Annotated in this window: 18 protein-coding genes; 8 read left to right on the forward strand and 10 right to left on the reverse strand. The window is 61.9% G+C overall.

The window, feature by feature from the left end:
• Positions 1-257 precede the first annotated feature (257 nt).
• A complete protein-coding gene (locus J1C56_RS12560) occupies positions 258-620 on the forward strand; it encodes a hypothetical protein (protein WP_246591325.1) in 363 nt (120 codons plus the stop codon).
• Between the two features lie 24 nt (positions 621-644).
• On the opposite strand, the gene J1C56_RS12565 is transcribed toward J1C56_RS12560, so the two are convergent.
• From J1C56_RS12565 to J1C56_RS12585, 5 genes are all read right to left on the reverse strand, one after another.
• Entirely contained in the window at positions 645-1,628 is a 984-nt protein-coding gene (locus J1C56_RS12565) for a hypothetical protein (protein WP_214389548.1), read from the reverse strand.
• Positions 1,606-2,286, reverse strand: coding sequence for a 3'-5' exonuclease (locus tag J1C56_RS12570; protein ID WP_338001430.1), 681 nt, complete (start codon positions 2,284-2,286; stop codon positions 1,606-1,608). The genes J1C56_RS12565 and J1C56_RS12570 overlap by 23 nt, the downstream gene beginning before the upstream one ends.
• A gap of 928 nt (positions 2,287-3,214) precedes the next feature.
• Positions 3,215-4,873, reverse strand: a complete 1,659-nt coding sequence (locus J1C56_RS12575) for a peroxidase family protein (RefSeq protein WP_246591326.1) — start codon at positions 4,871-4,873, stop codon at positions 3,215-3,217.
• A gap of 109 nt (positions 4,874-4,982) precedes the next feature.
• On the reverse strand, positions 4,983-5,471 hold the full coding sequence (locus J1C56_RS12580) for a GNAT family N-acetyltransferase (protein WP_420797383.1): 489 nt from the start codon (positions 5,469-5,471) through the stop codon (positions 4,983-4,985).
• A 2-nt stretch (positions 5,472-5,473) separates the two neighbouring features.
• Entirely contained in the window at positions 5,474-6,496 is a 1,023-nt protein-coding gene (locus J1C56_RS12585) for a lytic transglycosylase domain-containing protein (protein WP_214389552.1), read from the reverse strand.
• Positions 6,497-6,668: 172 nt separating this feature from the next.
• Between J1C56_RS12585 and J1C56_RS12590 the strand changes: the two genes are divergently transcribed.
• Entirely contained in the window at positions 6,669-7,250 is a 582-nt protein-coding gene (locus J1C56_RS12590) for a methylated-DNA--[protein]-cysteine S-methyltransferase (RefSeq protein WP_214389554.1), read from the forward strand.
• An 89-nt stretch (positions 7,251-7,339) separates the two neighbouring features.
• Here the strand turns inward: J1C56_RS12590 and J1C56_RS12595 are convergent, their stop codons facing one another.
• Positions 7,340-7,666, reverse strand: a complete 327-nt coding sequence (locus J1C56_RS12595) for a hypothetical protein (protein ID WP_214389556.1) — start codon at positions 7,664-7,666, stop codon at positions 7,340-7,342.
• Between the two features lie 323 nt (positions 7,667-7,989).
• Here J1C56_RS12595 and J1C56_RS12600 point away from each other — a divergent pair, with 323 nt between their 5' ends.
• A complete protein-coding gene (locus tag J1C56_RS12600; protein ID WP_109575191.1) occupies positions 7,990-8,199 on the forward strand; it encodes a cold-shock protein in 210 nt (69 codons plus the stop codon).
• A 300-nt stretch (positions 8,200-8,499) separates the two neighbouring features.
• Here the strand turns inward: J1C56_RS12600 and J1C56_RS12605 are convergent, their stop codons facing one another.
• The 3 genes from J1C56_RS12605 to J1C56_RS12615 all read right to left on the reverse strand — a co-directional run bounded on the left by J1C56_RS12605 (position 8,500) and on the right by J1C56_RS12615 (position 10,955).
• Positions 8,500-9,111, reverse strand: coding sequence for a glutathione S-transferase family protein (locus J1C56_RS12605; RefSeq protein WP_214389558.1), 612 nt, complete (start codon positions 9,109-9,111; stop codon positions 8,500-8,502).
• A gap of 103 nt (positions 9,112-9,214) precedes the next feature.
• Complete coding sequence (locus tag J1C56_RS12610) at positions 9,215-10,051, reverse strand: EAL domain-containing protein (RefSeq protein WP_214389560.1); 837 nt, start codon at positions 10,049-10,051, stop codon at positions 9,215-9,217.
• The gene (locus J1C56_RS12615; protein ID WP_214389562.1) at positions 10,044-10,955 is read right to left on the reverse strand and encodes an EAL domain-containing protein; all 912 of its coding nucleotides are present in this window, start codon (positions 10,953-10,955) and stop codon (positions 10,044-10,046) included. The genes J1C56_RS12610 and J1C56_RS12615 overlap by 8 nt, the downstream gene beginning before the upstream one ends.
• A 283-nt stretch (positions 10,956-11,238) precedes the next feature.
• Here J1C56_RS12615 and J1C56_RS12620 point away from each other — a divergent pair, with 283 nt between their 5' ends.
• The 4 genes from J1C56_RS12620 to J1C56_RS12635 all read left to right on the forward strand — a co-directional run bounded on the left by J1C56_RS12620 (position 11,239) and on the right by J1C56_RS12635 (position 15,556).
• Positions 11,239-12,441: a pyridoxal phosphate-dependent aminotransferase gene (locus J1C56_RS12620; protein WP_214389564.1), complete on the forward strand. Its 1,203-nt coding sequence runs from the start codon at positions 11,239-11,241 to the stop codon at positions 12,439-12,441.
• A gap of 264 nt (positions 12,442-12,705) precedes the next feature.
• Entirely contained in the window at positions 12,706-13,053 is a 348-nt protein-coding gene (locus tag J1C56_RS12625; RefSeq protein ID WP_214389566.1) for a hypothetical protein, read from the forward strand.
• 119 nt (positions 13,054-13,172) lie between these two features.
• Positions 13,173-13,343 carry a type II toxin-antitoxin system antitoxin gene (locus tag J1C56_RS12630; protein WP_018428911.1) on the forward strand — a complete coding sequence of 57 codons (171 nt, stop codon included), beginning with the start codon at positions 13,173-13,175 and terminating at the stop codon, positions 13,341-13,343.
• Positions 13,344-13,669: 326 nt separating this feature from the next.
• Positions 13,670-15,556, forward strand: a complete 1,887-nt coding sequence (locus J1C56_RS12635) for an MFS transporter (protein ID WP_214389568.1) — start codon at positions 13,670-13,672, stop codon at positions 15,554-15,556.
• 73 nt (positions 15,557-15,629) lie between these two features.
• On the opposite strand, the gene J1C56_RS12640 is transcribed toward J1C56_RS12635, so the two are convergent.
• Positions 15,630-16,523, reverse strand: a complete 894-nt coding sequence (locus J1C56_RS12640; RefSeq protein WP_214389570.1) for an NAD(P)/FAD-dependent oxidoreductase — start codon at positions 16,521-16,523, stop codon at positions 15,630-15,632.
• Between the two features lie 187 nt (positions 16,524-16,710).
• Here J1C56_RS12640 and J1C56_RS12645 point away from each other — a divergent pair, with 187 nt between their 5' ends.
• Positions 16,711-17,157 carry an Rrf2 family transcriptional regulator gene (locus J1C56_RS12645; RefSeq protein WP_214389572.1) on the forward strand — a complete coding sequence of 149 codons (447 nt, stop codon included), beginning with the start codon at positions 16,711-16,713 and terminating at the stop codon, positions 17,155-17,157.
• Positions 17,158-17,191 lie beyond the last annotated feature (34 nt).

Consider the following 17,191-nt stretch of genomic DNA (forward strand, 5'->3'; position numbering starts at 1 on the left):
CACGGTCCCCGATCGTTGCTGACTGGCGCTGCGCCAGTCCCTGCCGGCTGCTGCAAGAACCACGAGTCGATCCGGGAAACCATCGCCACCAAGCCCGCCGCCCTCGTCATCCCGCGCCCATCCCGCTACCCTGCCCACTACAGCGCCGCGCGTCCTTTAGGACGCGCAAAGGACGCTGTAGCAGTTTGAATCCGTGCATGATCCTTTCCAAAAATCGATTCCGATTCTCGGGGTCATGCACCAGCAGGAACCGCCGCATGCCCATCGCCTACGACCCGTTCGACGAAATCCGCCGCGAGGCGTCGGGCACAAGCCTGATCCCGCCGCAGGTGGTCGCCGACAACGCCGCCAAAGGTCTGGCGCTCAGAAAACAATTCGGGCGCGGCGGCACCGAGATCGGCGTCGGCCGCGCCGAGGAGCTTGTCGCCCGCACGGAACTTTCACCCCACACCATCAAGCGCATGGTCAGCTACTTCGCCCGCCACGAAGTCGACAAGCGCGGCAAGAACTACGGCAACCAGCAGAACCCCTCCGCCGGCTACATCGCCTGGCTGCTCTGGGGCGGCGACGAAGGGCGGGAATGGGCGCTGGAGATGAGGGGGCGGATAGACGGGAATTAGATCACATCACGTCCACTCAGCTACTTATACCAGTATAAGCCGATGAAATCTGTTACCATTTCCAATGGAGCCTATTGCCTCAAACATCGTCTCGCCGAAATCATACGCGCTCCGGAAGAATTTTTCGTCGATGGTTCGGTCTAGTATCTTCTGCACCAGGTCCGCTTCAGGAACATCCGTCATCATCAGAAAATCCTCATACTGCGCAATAAGCTTCCCTACGACAACATGCGATGCAGCAAAATCCTTTTGGCCAACGATCCACTCCAAACGCTCAATTGGCGTCATCAGGATCATATCCTTCGCGTCTCTTGGCGAAACAGCCCCAATTCTGCCGAAAATTGCCAAGAGATGCAAAATAGCGGAGTAACAAGTTAGTATCCTACTATGTTTAAGCTTATAGTTCTTTAGTTTTCTCTTGGCCTTCTTTTCCTCAGGTTGCTTTTCAGTTCTCGCCTCATAGTTGACGCAGAGTGTTCTCCAAAGCCTCAATATGTCGTTCACTAGGAACGCTGGCACAAAATCCTCTTTGTGATCCTCATAGTCTCCCCAGTAGGCGGATATTACTCTGTCTATCGTTTCCGAATGTATTTCCGGACCAACGATCGGCCTGCTCTCCAAGAGAAGGAGAAGTCGGGCCGTGAATGTATTTGTCAAATCGTCTTCAGGCTTTCCAAGCGTATCAACAAGGTCATGAACAGTATAATGTATAAGATACTTTCCCTCCCCATCAAACTCAGGAAGACCAAGCTTACGAATTGAGGATATCAAATCAGCTTTAATACAAATTTCATCAAGGCGCCCCAAAAGACTCCCGCCTTTTCCATCATCCTGGCCGACTATATATAGATCAAGATCACTATTCTTTCCGGCTTCCACGCGACCAAATGACCCCGTAGCATAGATGCACGCCCGATCTTCGGCGAGAGCCTTAGCATCTATTAGGCTGGACTGAAGTTCAGCGACGCGCTGCGTCGTGTACTGCCTACGTCGCTCTATTTCCCCCACCACGTCCCTCCCATTCAAATATATTCGCAAAAATCTCCGCCTGTTCGATGGCATCGTCTACTGCGTGATGAGTGTGCGCACGCGCAGAAACGAGATTAGAAGGCAATCTAGAACGACCAGATTGAGAAATCGGAAGGCCCGATTTGACGGCCAACGCGGTCTTTATGTCATAGCAACGCGAGTAATCAAAGGGGGACCCATCTCTAGAAAAACGAACAAAATACCAATACAGCCAAGTCCAATCGAAACTCAATGGATAGGCAACGAGGACTGGGTTTGCGTCACCAGATAGATCTTTGACCCACTTAAAGGCCTGGTCCATCACGACACTTGGCAACTCTCCTTCTAACAACAGGCGTCCGCGATCCAACCCGTTTATACGCAAGGCCTCTTCCTCATAGTCCTCGGAAATAGGCCGAAGCTCCCTATAAAATACCTTGTCGTACTCCTTTGGCCGATCGAAACGCGCGCCGTCATAGGTTCCGGCAAAAACCAAAGCAAATGAGAGTATGGAAAACGGCCCAGGTATGGGCCCATCGGTTTCAACATCCGCAGAAAAGTACACATCTGTCCGGCTGGCGCGCTCCGAACGTTTTGGTCCGAGAGGACCAAGCAACTGATTCATGTTGTGATGAGATGTAGGGTTCAATTCATTCACTCAATGGTCCCCCTCTTTGTACCGTGGAATGCGCACGCCAGCCAACAAATACGTCTGCCCTCCCTCTCAAATGGACAAGCGTCCCGTCTCTGTGGGCGAACTCGATACACAAGACTCGGTATTTCGCGACATTGGCATCTCGCTTACCGAGATGCACGCGATATCCGGCCCACGCACCAAAGGCCGCGATTTCACACTGGCATGTTGCAGTTTGAACACCTGTGCGACGACGAGCAAGCAACCATTGTCACCATCTGTCAGCAATCCGCGTGGATAGACCCACCCCGCTTTTCCACGCCCCGAAAACCTCCCGTACAATCCATGCCAGTTCCTCCCGCGGGAACGCCGGTCGCGACGGTGGCATGCGGGGAGGAACCGGCGCCTCCGACCATGGGCTAACGTGGCCCGCGGTCCGGGGAGGTTCCGTCCAAGGGTTCCCCTCCGGGCACTACGGTCCGGGTGCGCTGGACGAGCGCTAGGGCGGGCAAGGGCGCCAATGCCCCGGCTCCAGGAAGCGGAACGGACGGGAACGGAAATCGCCGGCGGGACGCGAGGTTCGCGCCACATACTCACATTCGGCAGGCCCGGCCCTCGCGCCCCGCTTCCCGGATTTTCTCCCTGACCAGGGAGTGCTCTTTGACAATGGCCAGGCGCGAAAGCGAGCGTGGCCGTGAACAAGCTTGGCGCCCACACCGACGCCGTCATCCCGGAAACCGGAGCGCAGCGGAGGTTATCCGGGACCCATTGGCTGGACCATCGCCTGATACGGCCGGGTCCTCGTCTTGGCAGACTTCAAGAATGCAACCGCGAACCCACACCACGGCCGCGCTAATCAATGGGTCCCGGGTCTCGCTGCGCTCGCCCGGGATGACGAGCTCGCCCTGCCGCAAGGCCGGCGCTCACCGGACACAAGAAGCCCCGCATCCCCTCAATCGCCGACCGGGTTCAGCGGATCGGCCACGCCGTTCGGGTCACCGGCCGCCGCCACGAACTTCAACAGGTCGGTCATGAAGAACGTACCCGGCGTGGCCGCCGGCAGATGCGGCTTCCAGCCGGGCTGCGACAAATAGGAGGCCGCGTCGCCCTGGACGATGCCGATGAAGGTCTCGGCGATGATGCGCGCGCCCACCGGCCCGAGCTTTTTGCCGCCGCCACGGATGCTGGCTTCCTTGAGGATGTAATACCACAGCGGCGTCTTGTCGTGGAAACCAAGGCTCTTCGCCACCGGTCCGTCGGGCCCGTCGGCGGCGATCTCGGCCGCCGAGATCGGGTCGAAGGCGATCTTCTCGCGCATCAGGGCGGCGACGTCCTGGCCCGAAGGCAGGCCGATCTGCACCCCGCGCCTGAGGTTGCGGAAGGCGAGGCTCGCCTTCTCAGGTGTGTCGGAGCCGGGCAGCCTGCCAAGCTCGCTCGCCAGCAGCGCGTCGAGCCGGCGCGAATGGTTGAACTCGGCCTTGATCGCCGGCGGCGCCGGCAGGTCGAAATAGCGCCGCCAGTCGATCGCCCAGTTGCTCGGGAAGGTGCCCTGACCCGGCGTGCCGCTGTCGAGCCCGCCCGACAGATTGGTGAAGCGGAAGAAGAAGTTGAACGTGCCTTCCGCCAGATGCGGATCGGGCGAGCGGAAGATGCGGTTATGGTTGTAGCGCGGCCGCACCATCGAATGGCCGAGCCGGTAGGCGGCACCCGAGAACTCCCACGGCATGAAGGGCTTGGTCTTGAAGCGGTAGAACTTGCGGCCCTCGTGCAGGATCCTGGCGACGATGCCCGTCTCGGTCAGCCGCTCGACCCAGTCATGCAGCACCATCCACTGGTAGTGCCAGCGCACGGTCTTGCTCGCCTCGTTGAACAGCTCGTTGTCGGGCACCGTGCCCCTGAGATGTTCCACCACCGCGTTGTGGAACTTGAGGAAGGCAAGGTGCAGCTGCGCGACGATCAAATTCTCGTCGTTGCGGTGGTCGCCGATCAGCGCCACACCTTGGGCATTGCGCGGCAGGTCGTGGCCAACCAGCTGCTTGACCTGGCTGCCCGCCGGCTTGTCGACATTCTCGCGCGTGGCTTCCGCCGTCCCGAGCAGAAGTTTCGGCGTGTCGACCATCTCGCCGCTGGAATTCGGCGCCCGTTCGAACAGGAAGCGGTGCGGTCCGGGCCCCGCGCCATAGACGCAGTCGAGATCGAGCCCCGGCGTGCGGAAGTTGCGCGTCATCTCCGGGTCGGCCTGCGCATCGGCCAGCGGCGTCAGGTCGAGCGTGATGTCGTGGTCGACGAACTGGCCGAGATAGGTGAAGCCGGCCGGAATGGCGGGATTGTCGAGCGCGGCCTGGCCGGGATCATTCGCGGCAAGGTCGGGTTCGACCATCGCCTTGGCCAGCTCGAACAGCGGCGCGTCATCCGCCTTCAGCCCCTTGCCGCGCAATTCGCCGAACATGAAGTCGAAGAAGGCCTCGCCCTTGGCGCCACCGACCGCAAGCGGCGCGAAGCCCTCGGCGCCAGCGCCCTGCTGGGCCGCGGCGATGGCGGCGTTTTCCGCCACCACCTGGCGGCTGACGAAACCGTGTCCGATACGTTGCCTGAGATTCGGCCCGGCCATGCTGATCCCTCCCCTTGGCTGCGTGAAGGAGACAGCGTAACGCCGTTCATGTATTCATGCAATCTAAAATAGAATATTCAAAGTCAATTCTATTTTTGGTTGCATCCAATTACCCACCCCAATCGACCTCGCTCATGCCGAGCCTGACATAGAGCCGGACAGCGGCGGCGTTGTCGATCAGGTTGGTCTTGAGGTCGATGTGGCTCACGCCCCGCGCGGCGAAGGTGGCAAAGATGTGCCACAGCAATGCTTCGGCGATACCCTTGCCGCGAAAGGCGGGGGCGACGGCAAGGTCTTTCAGGAAGCCGCTGGTCCAGCTCAGGGCGGCCCCGGCCAGCCGGCCCTCGCCGTCGAAGACCAGGAAGCAAAGTTCGGGATCGAAATCAGCATCGGCAGACAGCCTCGACCACCACTGGTCGAACGGGCCGTTCATGCCGTCGTCGAAGACGCGTTCCAGCAGATCGTAAAGTGCAACTGCGTCGGAGGCCTGGAACGTCCGCATCGCAAATCCGGCGGGCCAGCGCGGCGGCTGCAGGTCACCGGGCAACACCCTGCGCAGACGGACGTCGTTCTCCCCCTGCGGCGACGGCATCGGCAAGTCTAGCCGCGATGGCGGGCGCGGTCGCGGCCCAACCCGGTCTCGTCGAGCAGGCCCTTGCGCTTGGCGTGGTAATAGTAGCCGCTCTGGTAGAGCTTGTCGGCCTGGTCCTCGTTGCCGTCGGCCACCATCCAGGCGCCGCGCAGGTATTTGACCGCGTATTTCAAATTGGTCTCGGCATCGAACAGGCCGCGCGCCGGGCCGTCATAGCCCATGCCGCGCGCTGTCGCGTGCTTGATCTGCATCAGGCCCCAATGGCCCCTGTTATAGGCCAGCGGATTGAAGGTGCTTTCGCGGTTGACCACGCGCCGCACCAGCCGTTCGGGCACCTCGTAGAGGGCCGCGTATTTCGAGATCAGCTCGTCGATCTTGCCGCGCGACGCAAGCGCCGGGCTGTCGGGCGCGGCATAGGACGAGGTGGCAAAGCTTTCGGGCGCGACATTGCCCAGCGACGCGACCTGGTAGCTCGCCGGCACCGGCGCGCTGGCCGGCAGGGCATGGTCGGCGATCGTCGGCGCGGATGGGAATTCGCCGGTCAGCTTCGGCGCTCCGGCAACAACGACGACATCGCCACCAGCCATCGGCACCGACATCGGGTCGACCGGTGTCTTGGCCAGAGCCGGAGTTGCAGGTACGGCGGCAGCAACGGCGACAATCTTGGTGGCATCCGCAGCAGGCACCGTCGGCGCAGCGGCCACAGTCACGGCAGCGGCTTCGCCTGCCGGCACAGTGGCGTCAGCTGCAACCGCGACATCCAAAGCCTCGGCTGTGGGGGCAGCAGCAGCCAGCACGGCTGTCGCCGCCGACGTTTCGGCGGAAGCGTATGAAGTGGGGACCACCGCCACGGTTTCAGGCAGCGTGAGGTCGGCAACGGTGGATGATGCAAGGGCCGTGTCGGCACTCAAGGCGACGTCGGCACCCGTCGAGAGATCGGTGCTGAGGGCCGCTGTGTTGGTCTGGCAGCCCGACAGCAGCGCCGTCGCCAATACCGCCGAGATCAGCAGGTGGGTCTTTATCGCCGGCAAATGCACACTCTGTTAATGATTTCGTCCCGCCCGAAACTCTCTACAACAACGTATGAGCCCGGGCAATCCACAGGCAGATGCGGTTTTCGGGTGGCATGCGGTCGCAGATCATGGCAAATTGTTCCCTCTTTGTACCGAATTCACGCCTGCCGCGAGGACGAAAGGAACGGTCATGGACGCCTCTATCTCTTACCCCCTGCCCGCTCATGCCGTATTCGAAACCGCGCTCGGTTTCATGGCGCTGGCGTGGAGCGACAACGGCCTGACCCGGCTTTGCCTGCCCGAGAAAACCCATGCCGCCGCCGAGCGCCGGTTGCTGCGCCTTGCCGGTCACGGCGTGGTGGCAGGCGATCGCACGCCGCCGTTATGGATCACCAACCTGATCGCCGACATCAGGCGTTATGCCGATGGCGCAGACGTCGACTTCTCCGAAGTGCCGGTCGATCTTGCCGGCGTCGACGATTTCCGCCGCGACATCTACGCCGCCGCCAGAAACCTTCACTATGGGGAAACCACCACCTATGGCGGACTGGCGGAAAAAGCCGGCCGCAAGGGACTTTTCCGCGAAACCGGCTCGGCACTGGGCGCCAACCCGATTCCCCTTGTCATCCCGTGCCACCGCATCCTGGCCGCTGGCGGCAAGATCGGCGGCTTCTCGGCAACGGGCGGCTCGAACATGAAGGAAAAGATGCTGGTGCTCGAAGGCGTGCGCGTCGGCCCGCCTCAAACCACCCAGGCGTCGTTCGGGTTCTGACAGCGATCGAATCGCTGCTGCCGACATGGCGCAGCAGAGCCATATGTCGTGCTCTGGCGCGCCGGACCGTTCAACCTCTCAGAGTGAGTTCAGTGGCGCAGCGGAAACAGCCGGCGCTTGAAGAAGTCGCGCTCGATTCGCTTGCAGTTATAGACCGGGCAGGACCGCGCGTCGGCGGTGGGCACATACGCCCGCTGCGCCTCTTCGCCGGCCGAGCAGAAATGGTCGTTGGCGACATAGCGGTCGTAGCGCGGCACGCCCGACGTCGGCGATGTCCAGCGCAGGATCACCGCCCCCTGGTTGCGCACCACGCTCTGCGTCTGGGCGCAGCTCATTTTCGTCGATACATAGCGCGAGGCGGCCTGCGCATCGGCGGCCAGCAGTGTCAGGCACGCGGCAAGCAATATGGCTCTCATGATGACCTCCCGAACTTCGTACGCCGGTTGAACGTTACAGCGCCTTGCCTAGCATCGCCTGCAATGCCGCGGCGCCACGCAATATAACACCCTGCGCCCGCCATGGTTGCATGGCAATTGGGGCCGGTTTCAGGCATCCACTATTTGGAAGGGCTTGCACTTGGCGCCGATTGCCCTTATATCGGGCACGTTGATATTTCGGCCGACAGATCCGTGCCCCGCGACACTCTCGCGTTTGCAGACGTCTCTCCCCAAAATCTCGATACAACGACTGGGCATGCTCGCTTGGTCAAGAATAACTGCAAACGACAAGGATATTCAAAATGGCAACTGGCACCGTTAAGTGGTTTAACGCAACCAAGGGCTTCGGCTTCATTCAGCCCGACGCCGGTGGCGCGGACGTTTTCGTCCACATCTCCGCTGTTGAGCGTTCGGGCATGGGCTCGCTGGCTGACGGCCAGAAGGTTAGCTTCGAGATCGAGCAGGACCGTCGTACGGGCCGCTCGTCTGCCGGAGCTTTGAAGGCAGTCTGATTTAAGGCGCGCGGGAGCGAAAGCTCCGATTGCGTTGCAAGTCACGCATGTACTGGCGGCCGCGCGACAAGCGCGCCGGAACCAGGACCCGGAAGGACGATGCGGCAGATTGCCGTGAGCCTCGGGTCCATGGAACCAGGATCAGCTGCTGACAGCGGAAGGCGGGGTTACACCCCGCCTTTTTCTTTTTGCGCTTAGGCACGATATGGCGACAAAGTTATCTCGACGCTGAGCGCGACATAAGAAAAAGGCCCGAAGATCGATCCGATCTTCGGGCCTTTTGCATTCATAGGCGCAATTTCAGGGCAGCCAGGTGAGCGGCACATGCCCCTCATCGGCCGTCACCCGGGCAAGCCAGGCTTTGACGTCAGGAAACGCGTCCAGGTCATAGCCACCGACTGTCGCATCATGGGTGTAGGCATAGAGAGCTATGTCGGCGACACTCATCGCATCGCCCGCCAGGAACGGCGTCTTCGCAAGTTGCACCTGCATCACGCCGAGCGCCTTGTTGCCGCCCTCGAGCAGCGCTTGCATGCGCTCCGGCGTCGCCTGGGCGGCGCGCTCGGGGTAGAGAAACATCGTCCGCCGAACGGCAACGAAGGGTTCGTGGCTGTATTGTTCGAAGAACAGCCATTGATAGACCAATGCCCGCTGGTAGGCGTCGGTTGGCAGCAGCCGGGTCCCCTCGGCCAGATGCAGCAGGATCGCATTGGACTCGGCAAGGAAGCGGCCATCCTCGAGTTCGAGCAGTGGCACCTTGCCGTTGGCGTTCTTGGCGAGGTAGGCGGCCGTGCGTGTCGAGCCGTCGCGCGAGCTGGTTTCAACATGCCGGAACGCCCGGCCGAGCTTGGCCATCAAAAGCCGCGGCTTGTAGCTGTTGCCGCTGTCGCTCATTCCATAGATCGTGATCATCGCGTTCACCCCGTTTGGCCAGCGATTATCGTTTTCGGGGCGAGTCGATCCAGCGAATTGTTCTGGTGCGAGGCATCAGCTTTCGTGATGTTTCGCCTTGATGTCAGCCGAACAGCGGCACCACCACGCATTCGCCGCGGCGATATTGCGATGTCTCGCGCGGCCCTTCGGCGAAGATGCTGCCGACCAGCTTTGCCGGTTCGAGCAGGTCGCCCTGCAACAGGTCGACACCGGCACCAAGGGCGATCTCCAGACGGCTCTCATTGTCGATGCCCTCGACAAGCACGTCCGCACCAAGCGTCTTGAGTTCCGAAACCACTGGGCGCAGCAACCGCCCGGTCGCGGCATCGGCGCAGAAACGTTCAAACGAGGCACGATCAAGCCTGACAATGTCAGGCAGCACGCGCTTGACCGCGTCGCCGTCCTGCTGCGCTGCCCCATGATGGCCAAGTGCGACGCGCATGCCCAGCGCGCGCAGCGAACAGGCGAGCTGTTCGTCGCCACCAATCTCGCAGATCAGTTGCGATGCCTCAAAACCTTCGCCCTTAAGCCGTCGAACCATGAAGCTGAGATCATCGAGATCAGGGGCATCGTCGTTGATGTCCTGCCTGAACAACAGCGCGATGCCCTTGAGGCCCATGTTGTGGACGTTGGCGAGCGGCAACACCGCCCAGGCGCGTCCTACGATCGCGCGCTCTTCGTCAGCCACCTCGGCGAGGAATTCCGCGGCAGCCACCGGTCGGCCCTCGCGGTAAGGCACGACGCGCGCGTCGGCCGCAATCGGCGTCAGGCGGCCATCCTCATGCCTGAAGATCGGCTGGATCGCACAACGCAAGCGAAACTCGCCGTGGACGCCAAACTCCAGTCCAACTTCGTCAGCGACGATTCTGGCGGTCAGATCCTGAGGCAGTTCGCCAAACCCGAAAGACGCGTCACTCATGCAATGTCCTCTTGCCGAAGCTTCGGCTTGATCGCGGCGCGCGAACTGCAACCGCATCGGCAACACCGGCGGGCACAAGCGCCGCCCTGTGGTCTCCGGCGGCTTCGGGCGCCACCGGTTCGAAATGGGAAAAGTTCGCTGGCACGATTTCCGGCAGCGCAAGAACAAAGCCCTGCACCATCGAGGCGCCGGAGCGCTCGGCCAACTGCAGCTGCCAGCTTTCCTCGAGCCCCTCGAAAACCGTGCGGATGCCCTTGTCCTCGAAGTTCGCCACCATCTCCTTGAGCAGCGCGAACCCGGCCCCCGATTCCATCAGCCGGCTGATCCAGTGGGCGTCGAACTTGACGATGTCGGGCTTGATGTCGCGGATGCGCTTGATGTCGGATTCGTCCGAGCCGAAATCGTCCACGGCGATGCGGAAGCCGCCGCCCTTGAGCGCCCTGACGAATTCGAACAGCGCGTCTTCCGAAGCCGGTTTCTTCTCGGTGACCTCGCAGACGATGCGGCGCGGATCGATGCCGGTTTCGTTGAGCACCTGGCGCATGTCGCGCAGCGCATGCTCCGAGATCGAACGGTCGAGAAAGACCGACGGATCGAAGTTGATGAAGATCGACGCTTCCTTGGGCAGGAACACTGCCGCGTTCAGCAGATGCAGCGTGCGGGTCAGCGTTTCGACATGCAGCCGCTCGATGCCTTCCACGCCGGCGAAAAAGATGCCCGGCGGCACGGCCTCCGTGCCGCGAAACGGCCTGATCAGCCCTTCGAAAGCGGTGACCAGCAAGCGGCCAGACTGAAAGGCGAAAATCGGCTGAAACGCGCTGCGCAGGGCATGCACGCCCCAGACGCCGGACGCGGATCCGTCGTCGTGCCGGATGATTTGGGCGAGCCCGATGCTCTTCGACACGGTCCGTCCTATTTCCGGAATGCTTGGCGAAATTGCTCTGCCAAAATCTCATCGAAGATTTGATCGGCGGTTAACGCAATGCCTCAAACTTGAACGACCGCCGCCCAGCCGACTGTTTATGCACAGCTTCCACCCTGCCCCTGGACCAGCACATCGAAGGCGCCGGAAACGTCAATCCGCTTGCGATTCCCTGCGTCATGCGACATTACAGCGCCGCGCATTCCGTTGGATGCGCAAAGGCGGTCGAGCGACCGCGTCCTTTCCGAACCGGAGACCTGAAGTCATGGCCTTTCTTGCCGATGCCCTTTCCCGCGTTAAGCCTTCCGCGACCATCGCGGTCACGCAGAAAGCGCGCGAGCTGAAAAATGCCGGCCGAGACATCATTGGCCTGGGCGCCGGCGAGCCCGACTTCGACACGCCCGACAATATCAAGAACGCGGCGATCGAAGCGATCCGCCGCGGCGAGACCAAGTATCCACCGGTTTCCGGCATCGTGCCCCTGCGCGAGGCCATCGCCAAGAAGTTCAAGCGCGAGAACAATCTCGACTACAAGCCCGAGCAGACGATCGTCGGCACCGGCGGCAAGCAGATCCTGTTCAACGCCTTCATGGCGACGCTGAACCCGGGCGACGAGGTCATTATCCCCCGCCCCTACTGGGTCAGCTATCCCGAGATGGTGGCGATCTGCGGCGGCACCTCGGTGTTCGCCGAAACCTCGATCGACAACGGCTTCAAGCTGACGGCAGCGGAACTTGAGCGCAGGATCACGCCGAAGACCAAGTGGCTGCTGATGAATTCGCCGTCGAACCCGTCGGGCGCCGCCTATACGGAAGCCGAGCTGCGCGCCATCGCCGACGTGCTGCTCAGGCATCCGCATGTCTGGACGCTGACCGACGACATGTACGAGCACCTCACCTATGGCGACTTCGTCTTCAAGACCATCGCCGAGGTCGAGCCCAAGCTCTATGACCGCACGCTGACGATGAACGGCGTGTCGAAAGCCTATGCCATGACCGGCTGGCGCATCGGCTATGCCGCCGGTCCGGTACAGCTGATCAAGGCAATGGACATGATCCAGGGCCAGCAGACCTCGGGCGCCTGCACCATCGCCCAATGGGCTTCGGTCGAAGCGCTCAACGGTCCGCAGGACTTCATCGCCAAGAACAAGGCGATCTTCCAGAACCGCCGCGACCTCGTCGTGTCGATGCTCAACCAGGCACGCGGCATCACCTGCCCGTCGCCGGAAGGCGCGTTCTACGTCTACCCGTCCTGTGCCGGCCTGATCGGCAAGAAGACGCAATCCGGCAAGGTCATCGACGGCGACGAAACCTTCTGCTCCGAGTTGCTCGAAGCCGAAGGCGTGGCGGTGGTGTTCGGTTCGGCCTTTGGCCTCGGCCCGAATTTCCGCATCTCCTACGCCACGTCGGAAGCACTTCTGGAAGAGGCCTGCACGCGCATCCAGCGTTTCACCGCCTCGCTTGCCTAAGCAGGCCCGATGGGCGAACGGGAACCCGGCTTCGGCCGGGTTTTCATTTGCCGGTTGCATAAAGCAACCTGAAATTGTATGCAGACGTCAACAGAAACATTCTGAATCTCATACGCTATCATACATTTGCATATTGCCGTGCCGGTCTAATCTGTTACTCTAAAATAACTATATCCGCCCTGTCAGGCGGAGGTATGCAGAGGCAGTCAGAGGCAGCAATTGTATCAGCGCAGACAGCAGCAGCAGGGACGAAGGAGCACAAGTTTGCTCACGCGCCTGTTGTTATTGCTGTTGCCGGTTTTTGCTGCCCTCACGGCCTCGGTTGCATCGAGCCACGCTCAAGCTGGCGGCTATCATCCTGAAGCACGCCTGTCGGCCCCCGATAGCTCCCATCGCCTCGCGGACGACCCGTTTGCACTTCCGGCCTGCAGCGACACGTGCCTGCCCCTCGCCGAAAGCAACGGCGACGGCAGTGACGACGGCGCCTTGCTGCGCGTCTCCAGTGCCGTTCCAGCCGTCGACCTGATCGGCGGTTCGCAGTCGATCGACCCGCTTTTCAGCTTCCTGCGCTACCGAACCAGCGAGCCGCGCGCGCCTCCAGTTCGGGCCTGACGGCGCAACGCGCCCCACCTGCGCCGCATGACCTGATGACCGCGACCACGCCTATGGGCCGTCGCCGCCATCTGGCCCTCATCCCCCGGGACACTCCCGAAACAGTCTCAGGAATTATCATGTCTAAGACTCATCCTCTCGGATTCCGTATCGAACGCGACCTCAAGGAGGCGCTCGTCAAGGCGGCCAAGGACGACCACCGCTCGGTGTCGTCGATGGTTGAAATCATCATCGCAAGGTGGCTGCGCGATCGCGGCTACCTCGTTGAAAAGGAAGAGCGGGCCGCCTAAGTCCGCTTCCCTACCAGTCTGCCCGGCGACGCAACTCGGCGCCGGGCAGCATCGGCCAGAATGTTTGAAATTGGCGGCCTGCCCATACGGGCCGCGCCAAGCTTGCGGCCCGCCTCTTCTCGGCCAAGCCCCTGCATCGTCGTTTGCAACGCAACATGATGGTCGAAATGACTTCGCGTTTGCTTCTACGACCAAAGTCATAATCCCAAAGCAGCGATGGATAATGCCCGTCTTGCGGCGTTATCAATTCGACGTGGTTAGGTCAGGCGGATTCGCGCGGAGATTGCTCTCCACCCTTACCGCCGGCACTCTGGGAGGAGACATCTATGGCAATTTCGGCAACAGCCGACGCCCGCGGGCGCGGCATGACGCGAGAAGAGAAGAAGGTCATCTTCGCTTCTTCGCTCGGCACCGTTTTCGAATGGTACGACTTCTATCTCTACGGGGCCCTCGCCGCCTTCATTGGCGCTAACTTCTTTACCCAATATCCGGAAGGGACGCGCAACATCTTCACGTTGCTCGCCTTCGCTGCGGGCTTCCTGGTACGCCCCTTCGGCGCGCTGGTCTTCGGCCGCATCGGCGATCTCGTCGGCCGCAAATACACCTTCCTGGTAACGATCCTGATCATGGGCATGTCGACTTTTCTGGTCGGCCTGCTACCCGGTGCGGCCTCCATCGGCATCGCCGCCCCGATCATCCTGATCGTGCTGCGCATGCTGCAGGGCCTGGCGCTCGGTGGTGAATATGGCGGTGCCGCGACCTATGTCGCCGAGCACGCGCCCGACGACCGTCGCGGCTACTACACCTCGTGGATTCAGACCACCGCAACCCTCGGATTGTTCCTGTCGCTGGTCATCATCCTGGTCATCCAGGGCATGATGAGCAAGGAAGAATTCGCCGCCTGGGGCTGGCGCGTTCCATTCCTGCTTTCGGCCGTGCTGCTTGGCATCTCGGTGTGGATCCGGCTTTCGCTGTCGGAATCGCCGACTTTCCAGCGTATGAAGGACGAGGGCAAGGGCTCCAAGGCGCCGCTGTCGGAAGCCTTCGGCCAGTGGAAGAACGCCAAGATCGCCCTGCTCGCACTGTTCGGCCTCACCGCCGGCCAGGCAGTGGTGTGGTACTCGGGCCAGTTCTACGCGCTGTTCTTCCTGACCAACGTGCTCAAGGTCGACGCGCAGTCGGTCAACATCATGATCGCCATCTCGCTGGCGCTCGGCACGATGTTCTTCGTCGTCTTCGGCTGGCTGTCCGACAAGATCGGCCGCAAGCCGATCATCATGGCAGGCCTGGCACTCGCCATCGTCACCTACTTCCCGCTGTTCAAGGCACTGACCTGGGCCGCTAACCCGGCACTCGCCACCGCACAGCAGAACGTGCGGGCAACGGTGACCGCCGCCCCCGGCGATTGCAACTTCCAGTTCAATCCCGTTGGCACCAGAAAGCCATTGACGTCGTGCGATATCGCGACGGACTTCCTGACCAAAAGCTCGGTTCCTTATGACATCGTCGCGACCGCCGCGGCCGGCACAGCAGCTACCGTCAAGATCGGCGAGGAAACCGTCCAATCCTATGATGCGGTCGCCGCAGGTGCGGATGCCGCAGCAAAGAGCGCTGCGTTGGCAAAAGGCATCAACACAGCCCTTCAGGACGGCGGCTACCCGCTGGTCCGCGACCCGGCCAAGGTGGTTGACGCCAAGCTCGATGCACTGGTTGCCGGCAATCCGAAACTCGCGCTCGACGCCGCCGCAATCCGCGCCGGCGACAAGGCGATGGTTCCAGTCGACAAGGCCATCAAGGACAAGCTGATCACTGCCGAGGAGGCAGCCGGCGCGACCGAGGTGGCTGTTTACACCGTACCCGGCGCGGGCGCCTTCAAGATGGTTGCTCCCGCCGACCAGGTGAATTGGCCGATGGTCATCGCTATTCTGTTCGTGCTGGTCATCTACGTGACCATGGTCTACGGCCCGATCGCCGCGATCCTTGTCGAGATGTTCCCGACGCGTATCCGCTACACCGGCATGTCGCTGCCTTATCACATCGGCAACGGCTGGTTCGGCGGACTGCTGCCCGCCATCATCTTCGCGATGAGCGCAGCGAAAGGCGATATCTACTACGGCCTCTGGTATCCGATCGCCATTGCCGCCATGTCGCTGATTGTCGGCACGCTGTTCGTCAAGGACACGCTCGGCACCAACCTCAACGCCAAGGACTGATTGCGGTCATTCCTGACAACAAGAAGCCCGGCAGGTTCGCTCCTGCCGGGCTTTTTCTTTGGGCGCTCAAGGCTCAGTCTGCCTCGAACATCAGCGAACGATGCGTGGCCGCCCCGGCCATGGCGCCGTCACCAACCGACAGCGCGACCGAGCCGGCCGCGCGCGCAATATCGCCGCAGGCGAACACGCCTCGCACTGTTGTCTGCTTCATCGCATCGGTCCTGATGAATGGCCCCATCGGCCCGGTCTCCAGTTCGCAGCCCAGCTGTTCGACCCAAGGGATCTGGAGCGATGTCCTCGGCATGGTGAACAGCCCGTCCAGCGCGACCACGCGGCCATCATCGAGCACGACGTCAGCGCCCTCGCCCCTGACCTCTCGAACCAGCGCCGTCTCGACTGCCGTGCCCCGCGTCGCAAGCTGGCGCAACTGATCGGCATCCGGAACGAAAGCGCCGTTGGTGAACAGCGTCGTCGTGCCCCAGTCCGGCAGCATCAGGCCGTGATGCATGGAATGCTCCGACACGGCGAGCACGCCGATCCGGCCCTGGTCCAGCTCGTAGCCGTGGCAATAAGGGCAATGGAACACGGACCGCCCCCAGCGCTCGCGCAGGCCGGGTATATCGGGCAGGCTGTCGGAGACCCCCGCCGCCAGGATCAGCCGCCTGCCGATCTCGACATGGCCGCTGCCGAGGCCAATGGCGAAGCCACCTTCTTGCCGCCGCGCGCCCTCCGCCCTGCCCTCGATCCAGGTGACATCAGGGTAGCGTTCGAGTTGCGTCCGCGCGTCGGCGGCAATCGCTCCCGGTTCCCGGCCATCCTGGCCGAGGAAGCCATGGGACTGCGCGGCGAAGCGGTTGCGGCGCTCACCCGCGTCGACCACCAGAACCTTGCGCCGGGCACGTGCAAGCTGCAGCCCGGCCGAAATCCCCGCATAACTGCCCCCGACAATGACAACGTCGAAATTCATGACCGCAGTTCCTTGATGTGTTGCACTTGCCCGGCAGGCCTGATGGCCCTTCGGAATATCACGATACTTCATAAGTTACATGATCGACGACGTCAAGTTTCACGCAACTCCTGTTGTTGCGTGATCGCGCATCTGTTAGGTCTGCTCAGCCGCCGAAGGCGACTGAACCGCGCGAAAGAAGACTGCGATGAGACCCGACACCCGCCTCTCCCGCATGCTGCATGTGCTGATCCACATGCAGCACCACGAGGGCACCGCCACGTCAGATGCCATCGCGACGATGCTCGGCACCAACCCGGTGGTCGTGCGCCGGACCATGGCCGGACTGCGCGACCAGGGCTATGTCCGCTCGGAGAAAGGGCATGGCGGCGGCTGGGTGCTGGCGCGACCGCTGGAGGAGATAACGCTGCTCGACATCCACAAGGCGCTCGGCGCGCCGCAGCTCTTCGCCATCGGCCTCGCCGGCGACAACCCGAACTGCACCGTCGAAGAGGCGGTCAATGTCTCGCTCGCCGAGGCGATGGACGAGGCCGCGACGATCCTGCTGGCAAAATTCGGCAAGGTCACGCTGGCGGAGCTAGCCGCAGGCGCCGCAAAGGCCTCCAAGGGCAAGCTCGCGATGGAGCATTTCTAAGAGCTCGGGCTCGGGCAAATATGCCGCGCAGGCG

It is taken from the genome of Aminobacter anthyllidis (assembly GCF_018555685.1).
GTDB lineage: Bacteria > Pseudomonadota > Alphaproteobacteria > Rhizobiales > Rhizobiaceae > Aminobacter > Aminobacter anthyllidis.